The sequence below is a fragment of the Pantoea sp. MT58 genome (assembly GCF_014495885.1).
GTDB lineage: Bacteria > Pseudomonadota > Gammaproteobacteria > Enterobacterales > Enterobacteriaceae > Pantoea > Pantoea eucalypti.
This window is the reverse complement of record NZ_CP061083.1, coordinates 813,436-825,762: the sequence shown is the minus strand read 5'-3', so window position 1 is coordinate 825,762 and position 12,327 is coordinate 813,436. Positions and strand designations below refer to the sequence as shown.

Annotated in this window: 11 protein-coding genes; 2 read left to right on the top strand and 9 right to left on the bottom strand. The window is 55.7% G+C overall.

The window, feature by feature from the left end; genetic code table 11:
- Window positions 1–98 precede the first annotated feature (98 nt).
- From recC to rppH, 9 genes are all read right to left on the bottom strand, one after another.
- Entirely contained in the window at window positions 99–3,476 is a 3,378-nt protein-coding gene (gene recC, locus IAI47_RS03955) for an exodeoxyribonuclease V subunit gamma (RefSeq protein WP_008925651.1), read from the bottom strand.
- Window positions 3,477–3,577: 101 nt separating this feature from the next.
- The gene (locus tag IAI47_RS03950) at window positions 3,578–3,913 is read right to left on the bottom strand and encodes a prepilin-type N-terminal cleavage/methylation domain-containing protein (protein ID WP_008925652.1); all 336 of its coding nucleotides are present in this window, start codon (window positions 3,911–3,913) and stop codon (window positions 3,578–3,580) included.
- Window positions 3,864–4,268, bottom strand: coding sequence for a DUF2509 family protein (locus tag IAI47_RS03945; protein ID WP_033743127.1), 405 nt, complete (start codon window positions 4,266–4,268; stop codon window positions 3,864–3,866). Before IAI47_RS03945 ends, IAI47_RS03950 begins: the two co-directional genes overlap by 50 nt.
- Window positions 4,265–4,798 (bottom strand): prepilin peptidase-dependent protein, encoded by a 534-nt coding sequence (locus IAI47_RS03940; protein ID WP_008925653.1) that lies wholly within the window; start codon window positions 4,796–4,798, stop codon window positions 4,265–4,267. Before IAI47_RS03940 ends, IAI47_RS03945 begins: the two co-directional genes overlap by 4 nt.
- Complete coding sequence (locus IAI47_RS03935) at window positions 4,789–5,259, bottom strand: prepilin-type N-terminal cleavage/methylation domain-containing protein (RefSeq protein ID WP_008925654.1); 471 nt, start codon at window positions 5,257–5,259, stop codon at window positions 4,789–4,791. Before IAI47_RS03935 ends, IAI47_RS03940 begins: the two co-directional genes overlap by 10 nt.
- A gap of 191 nt (window positions 5,260–5,450) precedes the next feature.
- Window positions 5,451–6,245 (bottom strand): thymidylate synthase, encoded by a 795-nt coding sequence (gene thyA, locus IAI47_RS03930; RefSeq protein ID WP_008925655.1) that lies wholly within the window; start codon window positions 6,243–6,245, stop codon window positions 5,451–5,453.
- Window positions 6,242–7,123 carry a prolipoprotein diacylglyceryl transferase gene (gene lgt, locus IAI47_RS03925; RefSeq protein WP_003853950.1) on the bottom strand — a complete coding sequence of 294 codons (882 nt, stop codon included), beginning with the start codon at window positions 7,121–7,123 and terminating at the stop codon, window positions 6,242–6,244. Before lgt ends, thyA begins: the two co-directional genes overlap by 4 nt.
- 142 nt (window positions 7,124–7,265) lie before the next feature.
- Window positions 7,266–9,512, bottom strand: coding sequence for a phosphoenolpyruvate--protein phosphotransferase (ptsP, locus tag IAI47_RS03920; protein WP_187961172.1), 2,247 nt, complete (start codon window positions 9,510–9,512; stop codon window positions 7,266–7,268).
- Window positions 9,513–9,524: 12 nt separating this feature from the next.
- Window positions 9,525–10,052, bottom strand: coding sequence for an RNA pyrophosphohydrolase (gene rppH, locus IAI47_RS03915; protein WP_003853952.1), 528 nt, complete (start codon window positions 10,050–10,052; stop codon window positions 9,525–9,527).
- Window positions 10,053–10,736: 684 nt separating this feature from the next.
- Between rppH and mutH the strand changes: the two genes are divergently transcribed.
- Both mutH and IAI47_RS03905 read left to right on the top strand, forming a co-directional pair.
- Window positions 10,737–11,414 (top strand): DNA mismatch repair endonuclease MutH, encoded by a 678-nt coding sequence (mutH, locus tag IAI47_RS03910; protein WP_008925657.1) that lies wholly within the window; start codon window positions 10,737–10,739, stop codon window positions 11,412–11,414.
- Between the two features lie 99 nt (window positions 11,415–11,513).
- Entirely contained in the window at window positions 11,514–12,224 is a 711-nt protein-coding gene (locus IAI47_RS03905) for a TerC family protein (RefSeq protein WP_008925658.1), read from the top strand.
- The last annotated feature ends 103 nt before the right edge of the window (window positions 12,225–12,327 follow it).

Here is a 12,327-nt window from a genome sequence, read left to right as displayed (position 1 = left end):
CTTTCATTTCCCGATAAGCCGCCAATATCGGACACGGCGGCTCAAAGCAGAGCAAAATTGCTGTGTAATGAATCAGTTAGCAAAACGCTTTCTGATGGCTATTCATCATCCTGATGTGCAGCCAGCACCGGTAAATACCAGCGCTGTGCCGCCTCAGTTATCTGTTGTAATTGGGGCACATCCAGTACCCGGCAAAGACGTTGCAGATAGGGATCGCTGCCTTCACCCTCAACCTGATAGTTGCCAGACCAGGCCGTCAGCAGGCGATTGCGCGCCTTGAGCTGAGTCGCCTCATCAGTCAGCAACTGCTGACTTTTTTTGTCGTAGCTGGCGGTGAGCCATGCGCCGCCGCTCCTGTTAAGCAGCATCAGCGGCTGACGCATACCGGCAAGATAGCCAGCGACATACTCATTCAGGGCAGCGATCGCCTCTTGTTGCGATACGGCAAGGAAACACCAGCGGCTTTGCTGCCGGCCAAACATCCGGCTGCTGCCTGTGCCTCCCAGCGCGCAGTAAACCAGGTGCTCCAGCCAGAGCAGCAGTCCGTCGTTCATATTGAGCACGCCAGGTCGCCAGCGCAGTAATCCATCACCCTGCACCTGTGTCAGCCAGCCGGTTAAGCTGACCTGCTCAAGTTGCAGATTCACTTCCCAGCTCTCGCCGTCGCTGCGTTGCGTCACGACTTCTGCCGCCACTTCCTGCATCTCATCACGCTGCGCCTGCCAGAACAGCTCACCGAAGGCGCCATAAGGCAGATTGCCGGCCGCACGATGGTATGTATAGAGCCGCTGCGTATCCTCGCCTTCGACCAGAGCATTCAGCAATTGTGCGTTGATCTGATAACGTTCCAGGTTGTCGAGCGAAAACGGCTCGCTGTCGGGCAGTTCGTCCTCCTCCAGCCAGAAGCTCACGCCAAGCCGCTGATGAAACCAGGCACGCACCGGATGCCGCCAGAAGCGCAGAAGTGCCTCCAGTGTCAGCGCATCCGTTACCGGCGCCTCAATTGGCTGAACAAAATCGGGCTGGGGCTGCCCCATCCCCTGCGCGGCAGGCAGCCATTCACGCGCGAAACTCTGCAGTCTGGCCGCCGGCTTAAAGTTCTCCGCAGCAAAGGGCATCCGGCTGTGCAGGTGCTGCAAATGCATCCGCACCCGTTCAGCACTCTCATCCAGCTCAAGGTGCCCATCACCGTCCAGATAAAAACTCTGTCCGATGTACTCCAGTAATTCTGTGACCAGCACCGAAGGGTAGCGTTCCGTATTATCCTGAATCGCCCGGCCGATGTAGCTGATATAGAGCTGCCGCTGTGCCGAAATCATCGCTTCCAGGAAGAGGTAGCGGTCATCATCGCGGCGACTGCGATCGCCTTTGCGGGACTGTTGCTGCATCAGATCAAAGCCTAATGGCGCCAGGGTGCGCGGATAGACGCCGTCATTCATGCCCAGCAAACAGACCAGTTGAAAAGGGATGGAGCGCATCGGCATCAGGGTACAGAAGTTAATCTGTCCTGCCAGGAATCGCTGGCTGATGCGTTGCTGATCAAGCCGGCTACGCAGATCATCGCGCAACAGCGCCACCGGAATCGCCTCTTCAAACCGTGCATCCATGCCATATTCAATCAATTGCTGCCACTGCTCTTCCACCAGCAGCAAGGCGGCCTCGGTTTCTGCATCGGGGCTGAAAAAGGCGTTCAGCAGTTCCCGGCACAGGGGCAGCCAGGCCGCCAGTGGCCGCGGTTCAGCCAGCCGCTGTCGCCAGTGATTAAGCCGGGAGAGCAGCTCTGCGAGATGGCCCGCCAGTTCGCCTGCCAGACCACCCGACTCGTCATAAGGCAGAATCCCCTCCCAGTCTCCATTGTGGCTCTCCATCGCATAGCCCAGCAGCATACGCTGCAGGCCAAAACGCCAGGTGTGCTGCCCGGTGACAGGAAGAGACAGGGCTTCAACACTGGCATCATCCAGCCCCCAGCGCACACCCGATTCGCTGACCCAGCGCCGCAGTAAGCGCAGGCCGCTTTCATCAATGGCGAAGTGGGAGGCCAGCGCCGGAACATCCAGTAGCGCCAGTACATCCTCTGAGACAAAACGGCTGTCCGGCAGTGCCAGCAGATGAAGAAACGCGACAATGGCCGGATGCGCCTGACTGGCACGGCGATCTGAAATGGCAAACGGCAGATAGCGATCGGCAGGTGCGTTGGCGAACACAGCCTGAATAAACGGGGCGTAGGCGTCGATATCCGCCACCATGACGATGATGTCACGCGCTTTCAGCGTCGGATCGGCCTCCATCATCGCCAGCAGATGATCCTGCAATACTTCAACTTCACGCTGGGCGCTGTGACAGACCTGCACCGCAATTGAGCGATCCGCCGGATCCAGGCAGCGCTTCTGATCGCTGTGCGCCAGTTCCGCCGCATTCAAGCCGATAACGGCGTTATCCTGCAGATTGAGAAGATCGTGCTGCATGCAGTGCAGCAGGTTGTCTGGCTCGACATCCACAAACGCATCGATATCGTCGTTAGAGTCCATCTGACTGAGCAGAAACAGGTTATCGCGCCCCAGCTTGCCCCATGAGGCGAGCAACGGATTGGTCAGCTGCTGTTCGCCCGCGTCGTTAAACAGCGCGGGTGCCTGCTCTGCATCCCGGAAGAGTCCGCGAGATTCATCAGCACCATGACGCCGGCGCTGACGGCTTTGCAGTTTTGCCAGAAACGCATAGTCCTGAATGTCACCCCAGTAATCGCGGCAGGGATTGGTGAACAGCAGATGGATGTCGATGTGCCGTCCCAGCGCCTGCAACGCCTGCAGGTAAACCGGCGGCAGCGCAGAGATGCCACAGATGAAGACGCGTTTGGGCAGATTTTCCGGCGTGCTTTTCGCCTGCCCGAGCGTCTGGATGAATCGTGAATAGAGGTTGGCACGGTGCCACTCAGGCTGCCCCAGCGCCTGGGTATAACTCACCAGATCGCGCCACAATGCGGCCTGCCAGCGCTGCGCCTCGCCCAGCCCCTCAATGGTTTCGCCACGCTCCCAGCTATTGAGCCAGTCGGCGCGATAGACCAGATACTGGTCGAACAGATCGGCTACGCGGGCGCTGAGCTGAAACAGCTTTCGCTTATCCCCGTCGTCATGGAGATAGTGGCGTAAAGAGGTGAACTCTTCCTGCTCCAGCATCACCGGCAGCCGGTGCATCAGCTTCCAGCCCATGCTGGCCTTACTGAAGGCACTTTCAACCGGAATATCAGGCAGAACGCGGACGAACATCTCCCAGATAAAACTGGCAGGCAGCGGGAATTCGATATTGGCCGCAATACCAAAGGTTTGCGCCAGCTCCATTTGCAGCCACTGCGCCATCCCCGGGCTCTGCACCAGCACCATTTCTGAGGCGAAAGGATCATCAAGAGGATCATGTTTAATCACCGCAGCCGCCAGAATTTTCAGAACATCAAGCTGATTTGAGTGATAAACGTGAAACATGAAAACTCCTGTGATAACTCAGAACATGACTGCGGTATTGCGGCACTCTCACTTTACCGCGTATCGCCGTTGAAACCCATCAAAAGGGCGACCCGCGACGTTTAACAACGCAGGCGTGTCAGGCTGGCACTACGCTGATAAGGCCCCGTTACGTCAGCCCGCTCCAGAGTGCAGCCTGAGGGACTGCTCTGCTCTTGCAGCGTGGATTTCCAGCCTGCCACTTCATGCCCTGCCAGACGTTGCTCAGCAACCCGCCATGCCTCACGCTGATACCATTGCTGGCTGAATCCCACTGCCAGTGCGCGATGATAGTGCAACAGGGTGCTGCTGCTTAATGCCATTAACAGCAGAGCAAACAACACTTCCGGCAGGCTGAATCCATCGCGCTTACAAACAGGCTGCCAGAGGCGTGAGCGGGCAATAGTCGATCCAGCCATGCGGCAACGCGGTAATCTGATTGCCCTGTAGCCGGACCCAATGCCAGACCGCCATGCCACTGCCGCTTGCCTCACCTTTAAGCAGACCTTCATCCTTTTCTCCTCGTTGTAAACAGCTGCGCCAGCCCTGGCGATCATCCTGCTGACAGCGGGCCGCCTCACTGGCTGGCCAGTTCAGGGATAAACCCCATTGCAGCGCCGACTGCGCCCGCCAGAAATCCTGCACAAACTGCTGCTCATCGGCCAGCAGTCGCATTCCCTGCTCTGACATCTTTCGGCTGGCGTGCAGCGTAAAACTCCCGATGACCATAATCATTAACACCATGCCCATGGCGCTGCTGCCTCGCTGCTTCACAGGTTCTCTCCCTCAATCCAGCTCTCCACGGTTTCAAGCCAGCGACCAGCCCGACCCTGCAACACTATCCTGACCTGCCTGCCCTGCTGGCTCACGCTGAACTGCTCCACCGTCATAAACGCGGGATCGGAGAGCCGCTCCCAGCCTGCTGACTGACACTGATCAACACCACGCTGCATCTCAAGCTGCTGTTGTCGCAGGCGATAACCGTAATAGTCACTTTCTGCATGGCTCACCCCTTCCCATTGACCGTTGCTGTTTTCATCCCAGCGCAGCAGCAGGCAATTTTCACTGATTTTCAGTACCTCCCTGGCACATTCACCGTGACAATAACCCGCACGCCGCACCGACTTTTCCAGCGTTGCCATCATCTGCTGTAACTCCTGACGCAGCTGTGCCCGTTGCAGCACACCCGCGTTCTCTGCCAGCAGCAATGGCAGAAAACGGCCAACGCTGAGCATGATGACGGCGCTGATTGCCATGGCGATCAGCATCTCCAGCAGGCTGAATCCTGCGATTTTCAACGGCATGTTTCCTCATCGATCATGCAGAGGCGAATACGGGCTCTGGCTGAGATAATCAGACGTATGCGTCCGGCGCGATTTCCCAGTTCAATGCTGCCCGCTCTGGCGACATTGCGGCGGCCATAGAAACCCGGTTCACCCCGGATGCCATAGAACACAACATCCGGGTGCGGCGCGATGAAATACAGCCGTTTCCCGTTACCGCAACCCGTCACAGGGCGGCTTCCGGCACCGATACACCAGGGCTCGCCAGGCTGTGACCATAGCACCAGGTCGCTATTCTGCCGGTTGGCCTGGGCGCGCAGCCGTAGCAGAAATCCCTGCAGTTGCTGAGCGCTGTCAAGTAGCGCCTGCCGCTGTTGCCAGCGCTGCCAGCCATTCATCGCGGCAAGACTCAGCATGCCAGCAATGACCATCACCAGCAGCAGTTCCGGCAGAGTAAAACCACGTAAGTATGCTGTTTTCATCACTGCAGAGTGCGGGGTATGAAAAGGTGAAACAAGGCGTGTTGTAGCAGACTGGAAAGCGCATTGCAGAGAATATGCCCCATCAGCAGACAGTGGCAAAAAAGAACGAGCGGTGCCGCAGATTTGCCGGTTTGCAGGCAAAAAAAAGCCCCGGCGAGGTTGCCAGGGCGTTATTTTCTATCTATCGCAAATCAGACAGCGACAGGGGCTTTGATCGCAGGATGGGGATCGTAGCCTTCAATCTCGAAATCGTCGAACTGATAATCAAACAGTGATGCCGGTTTGCGTTTGATAACAAGTTTTGGCAGCGGACGTGGCTCACGAGTCAGCTGCAGACGCGCCTGTTCCAGATGGTTGCTGTAGAGGTGCGTATCACCGCCGGTCCAGACGAAATCGCCCACCTGCAGATCGCACTGCTGCGCCACCATATGCACCAGCAGCGCATAGCTGGCAATGTTAAACGGCAGGCCCAGGAAGATATCGCACGAGCGCTGATAAAGCTGGCAGGAGAGCTTGCCGTCCGCCACGTAGAACTGGAAGAACGCGTGGCAGGGAGCCAGCGCCATCTCACTGAGTTCACCGACGTTCCAGGCTGACACGATAATCCGGCGAGAGTCAGGATCGCGCTTTAGCTGCTCCATCACCTGACTTAACTGGTCAATTTCCTGACCGCTGGCTGTTCCCCAGCTACGCCACTGCTTACCATAGACCGGGCCGAGATCGCCGTTCTCATCCGCCCACTCATCCCAGATTGAGACCTTGTTTTCCCTGAGATAAGCGATGTTGGTGTCACCTTTCAGAAACCACAGCAGCTCATGAATAATGGAGCGGATATGGCATTTTTTGGTGGTGACCAGCGGAAAACCATCCTGCAGATTGAAACGCATCTGGTGGCCAAAAATTGAAAGCGTACCGGTGCCGGTACGGTCAGCTTTTGGTGTGCCTTCGTGCAGCACATGTTGCATTAAATCCAGATACTGTTTCATTTTTCCTCGCGAAATTGTGGCTGCGGGCGACGACGATACGCCCAGATCATCATAATAATACCGGCAACAATCATTGGCACAGAGAGGATCTGTCCCATACTGATTCCGCCTTCAAACAGGCCAAGCTGGGCATCCGGCTGGCGGAAGAACTCAACGATAATACGGAAAGCGCCGTAACCAATCAGGAACAGGCCAGAGACGCTACCCATCGGGCGTGGCTTACGGATAAACAGGTTCAGGATGATGAACAGCACCACGCCTTCCAGCGCCAGTTCATAGAGCTGGGAAGGATGACGCGGCAGTACGCCATAGGTGTTGAGCAGCGCCTGATATTGTGGATTGGTGGCGGCCAGCGCGACATCTTCGCTGCGGGAGCCCGGGAACAGCATAGCGTAACGGAAGCCCGGATCGACACGGCCCCAGAGCTCGCCGTTAATGAAGTTACCGAGACGACCAGCACCCAGACCAAACGGGATCAGCGGCGCAATGAAATCAGCAACCTGGAAGAAATGTCGTTTGGTACGGCGGGCAAAGACCAGCATCACCACAATCACCCCGATCAGGCCACCGTGGAACGACATGCCGCCATCCCAGACTTTAAACAGATAGAGTGGATTTTCCAGAAACAGCGGTAAGTTGTAGAAAAGCACATAGCCGATACGTCCGCCCAGGAATACACCCAGGAAACCTGCATAAAGCAGATTCTCAACTTCCTCTTTTTTCCAGCCGCTGCCAGGCTGATTGGCACGACGTACAGCCAGCCACATGGCGAAAACAAAGCCCACCAGATACATCAGACCGTACCAGTGAAGCGAAACCGGTCCGAGCGAGAAGATCACTGGATCGAACTGCGGAAATGCAATATAGCCGTTATTCATCATTCACCGTCTATTTTTCAACCCTGAAAAGGGGCGTTGTCAGGCACATAAATTAAGGCTGCGCATAATAGCACAGCCGGTTTTCTGAATTGTCTTGCAAATGTAAAGGCGGATAACGCGCAAAGCCTGAGCCGGTGTGGTACTAACGACCACCGCGAATCAGCCCGCCTAATCCACGCCGCTCCATAAAGGCCGAGACCAGATGGCGCACTTCCGTGGCGGTGTCGGCCTTCATCCCCTGCTCGCTGAGCTTCTGCGCTTCTTCGTGATCCAGATGGCGCAGCAGGTATTTAACGCGCGGTACGTTTTTACCGTTCATGCTGAGATGGTGATACCCCAGGCCAACCAGCAGTGCGACACACATCGGATCGCCCGCCATTTCACCACACAGGCACAATTCCAGATTGGCCAGGCGGGCTTCCTGTGCAATCGCATTCAGCGCGCGCAGCATCGCCGGATGCAGCGAGTCATAAAGGTTTGCAACACGGGTGTTATTGCGGTCCACCGCCAGCAGATACTGCGTCAGGTCGTTGGTGCCGACCGAGACAAAATCGACGCGTGACGCCAGATGCGGGATCATAAACAGCATCGACGGCACTTCGATCATGATCCCGATACGCGGTCTGGGAGTCGGGAAGCCCAGCATCTCTTCCACTTCGCGACCGGCGCGATCGATCAGCTCTTTTGCATCATCGATTTCGTCGATATGACTGATCATCGGCAGCAGAATACTGAGGTTGCCAGAGGCGGCGTTGGCGCGCAGCATTGCGCGTACCTGCACCAGGAAGATTTCCGGCTGATCCAGCGTCAGGCGAATGCCGCGCCAGCCCAGGCAGGGATTCTCTTCACTGATCGGCATGTAAGGCAGCTGTTTATCGGCACCCACATCCAGCGTTCGCAGCGTCACTGGCTTGTTGCGAAACAGCTGCAACATACCCTGATACTGAGCCACCTGCTCCTCTTCCGACGGGAAGCCATTCTGCAGCATAAACGGGATTTCGGTGCGGTAGAGACCGATGCCATCCACCCAGTCGCCCACCGTCTGCTCATGTTCCGGGCTTAAGCCAGCGTTGAGCATCACCTGCACGCGCTCGCCACTTTTCAGCTCACCCGGCTGATCGACCACGCCTTCCGCCATTTTGCTCAGCGCGTTCTCTTCGCTGATCAGCCGCTGATACTCCTGGACCAGCACCGGCTCAGGATCGATCAGCAGTTCACCGCGATAACCGTCGACGATCAGCAGGCGTTTGTTGAGCTGATGAGGCTGGATGTCAGCGCCCATGACTGTCGGGATCCCCATCGCGCGGGTCAGGATCGCCGCATGGGAGTTGGCTGCACCGTCACGCACCACTACGCCCGCCAGCCGCTCCTGCGGCAGCTCAGCTAAGGTCGTGGCGGTCAGCTCATCGGCCACCAGCACAAAGCGTTCCGGCCAGGCATTGGTGCCGACCAGGGTGTCATCGAGGTGGAACAGCAGACGCTGGCCCAGTACCCGCAGATCGCCTGCACGTTCACGCAGGTAGTTGTCAGTCAGGCTCGCGAACTGTTCAGCGAACTTCTCGATCACCTGTTTCACCGCCCATTCCGCGACCGATCCGCGCTCGATCTCATCGAACAGATCTTTCTTCAGACGGGCATCGGTTAACAGGTGAGAGTAGAGATCGAAAATGGCCGCGCTCTCTTTTTGTGCGCTGGCGCTGAAACGTTTGCTGAAACGGCGAAATTCATTGGTTGCTTCGCTCATGGCGAGCGACAGACGCTCACGTTCACGATGAACATCCAGCGTTGAGGCGGCTGAGACCTGATCAAGCAGTGGCTGCGTCTCATCGACCCAGCCTGGTGCTACCGCCACGCCAGGCGCTGCCGCAATCGCACGCACCCGGGTCTGTCGGAACTGGCCAAACAGTTGGCCCATTTGAGATTGCGACAGCAAAGCCGCCATCTGCGTAGCCAGCGTGACCAGAAATGACTCTTCGCTTTCATCAAACTGACGGTGTTCGCGCTGCTGCACCACCAGCACGCCAAGGAGCTGGCGGCGGCTGATAACAGGCACACCGAGGAAGGAGCGATAGCGCTCCTCTTTCACTGCGGGGATATATTTGAAGCTGGGATGGCTTTGGGCGTCAGCAAGGTTAATCGGTTCGGCCAGACGGCCCACTAAACCGACGATACCCTCGTCGAAAGCCAGCGTTACGGTGCGGCCACGCGGTTTTTTGAGTCCGCGCGTCGCCATCAGGTAATAGCAGCGACGGTCCTGGTCGGCGAGGTAAACGGAACAGACTTCCGTATCCATCGCCAGACAGATCTCATTGACCAGGATGTCGAGTGCTTCATTGAGACGCGGCGCACTCGCCACTTTTTCTACAATTTCACGCAACTGAGTGAGCATAAAGGGCGTGGCCTATCCTCTCTTACGACGATGGGCAGGATTATTTCGCTGCCCCGCACTCTCCTGCATAGACATCACCACGCCAGCGAATTCCTTCATCACCCGACGATAAACATCGCGCTTGAAGGAGACAACCTGACGCACCGGATACCAGAAGCTGACCCAGCGCCAGCCATCAAATTCAGGCGTGCTGCTGCGCTGCACATTGATATCCGCGTCATTACACATTAACTGCAGAAGAAACCACTTTTGTTTCTGGCCGATACATACCGGCTTTGTGTCCCAACGCACCAAACGTTTTGGCAACTTGTAACGTAACCAGTTGCGGGTAGAGGCAAGTATTCGAACATCTTTCCGATGCAATCCGACTTCTTCGAACAGTTCGCGATACATCGCCTGTTCTGCGGTTTCACCGGGATTGATGCCTCCCTGAGGAAATTGCCAGGAGTGCTGTCCAAAGCGCCTGGCCCATAACACTTGTCCCTGCCGGTTACAGATTACGATACCAACATTCGGGCGGTAGCCATCATCATCGATCACCGGACTACCTCAAAGCAAAATTTGAATGGGCTGATTGTTTCACACTCCTTACAGGCGGTAAACCACTGGATTCATGGGGTATCAGACCATCAAATGCGGGATAACTCACAGAAAACGGCAAAGTTATAAACAAACAGCGTGAAAAAGATCGATCTTATTCACTTTTTCTGTGGATAGCTTTGTGCAGAACGCGGGAGTTAACTGAATAACATTTTCACTGCTCGCAGAAGGACCCAAAAGAACCAACAACGCATCCTTATGATATTTAATGTAAATAAATCATTCTGGCTCTCCCTGAGACTTTTATAAACTGCCAATATTCTCGCGACAACTGACAATTGATTAAAAGATAACCACGCTCTTTTTTATCCACAGATAATCGCTCAGGGTTAGGTCAGAGCGGCGAAATTATGCTCAGAAAAAGAAAAGTCAAGGCTGTAAATGGAACCAGTACCGCACCAATACGGGGGTTATCCCATTTTTCTGTGGATAACCGGGATGGAGATCCTGTTCATTGTTGCGCGTAAGCTGGGATAACAATGCCTGTCTCATGATGGTGCAAGGGTTATCCGTTAAAAAAAGTGCGATCTATCATGTTATTATCGATCCCTGATGCGGTGAATTTTAGTGAAAGGATTTCCTCACCCGCAACTGTACAAATTTTAATCATTGCGAGTTATCAACATGAGTTACCTGCCAGGACCACCTGAAGATGAAGCCAGCCTGCTGGCGCGTGCGCAGGATTTAGCCGGCTTAACACTGGAAACGCTGGCCGCTCGCGCCGGGCTGCCCATGCCTGCGGATCTTAAACGTGATAAAGGCTGGGTCGGCATGCTGCTGGAGTTACATCTTGGTGCCAGCGCGGGCAGCAAAGCGGAACAGGACTTTGCGCATCTGGGTATCGAACTGAAAACCATCCCGATTGATGCGCAGGGAAAACCGCTGGAAACCACCTTTGTCTGCGTCGCCCCGCTGACCGGCAACAGCGGCGTCACCTGGCTCACCAGTCATGTGCGCCATAAACTGGCGCGGGTATTGTGGATTCCGGTTGAAGGCGGGCGTGAGATTCCGCTGCGGGAACGTCGTGTGGGCGCGCCGCTGTTATGGAGCCCGGATGCAGAAGAAGATGAGATGCTGCGTCAGGACTGGGAAGAGTTGATGGATATGATTGTACTGGGACGCGTTGAGCAGATTACCGCACGGCATGGTGCCTGGTTGCAAATCCGCCCGAAAGCCGCCAACAGTAAGGCGCTGACAGAAGGTATTGGCGATCAGGGCCAGCCAATTATGACCTTGCCGCGCGGCTTCTACCTTAAAAAAAGCTTCACCGGGCCACTGCTGGCGCGGCATTTTCTCCTGTGAATCGCGCCACTCGCGCTGAGCAATCGCAATTTTGTGGGAGATCGGTGAATTGAATGCGTATAATCGCCGTTTACTTTTCGTTTAGGATTGAATGTCGGTATGTTTGAGTGGATTGCTGATCCCAACGCCTGGCTGGCGCTGGGCACCCTGACCATCCTTGAGGTGGTGCTGGGTATTGATAACATCATTTTCCTGTCGCTGGTGGTCGCTAAACTGCCAAAGCACCAGCAAGCCAGCGCACGTCGCATTGGTCTGATGGGCGCGATGCTGATGCGTCTTGGCCTGCTGGCCTCTATCGCGTGGGTTGCCCGTCTGACTAATCCGCTGTTTACGCTGATGGATCATGCGTTTTCAGCGCGCGATCTGATTCTGCTGTTTGGTGGACTGTTCCTGCTGTGGAAATCGAGCATGGAGATCCATGAAACGATCGAAGGCAGTGAAGGCGAACATAACACCCGCGTTCATTCGTTCCTCGGCGCGATTGTACAGATTATGATGCTCGACATTATTTTCAGTCTCGACTCTGTTATCACCGCTATCGGCCTCTCCGATCATCTGTTCATTATGATGGCAGCCGTCGTCATTGCGGTGCTGATGATGATGTTCGCCGCGCGCGCCATTGGTGAGTTTGTTGAACGCCATCCGTCGGTGAAAATGCTGGCCCTCTCCTTCCTGATTCTGGTCGGTTTTACCCTGATTCTGGAGAGTTTTGCGGTCCATGTACCAAAAGGTTACATTTATTTCGCGATGTTCTTCTCGATGGCGGTTGAGTGTCTTAACCTGATGCGCAGTAAGAAAAAGCACGCCTGATAAAGTCAAGGGCGAGCCTGCTCGCCCGGTTACTTTCAGATTTCTGCGATTAACCCTGCCGGCAAAAACATTTATTACTACACTGTTTGCACGTGACCATTTG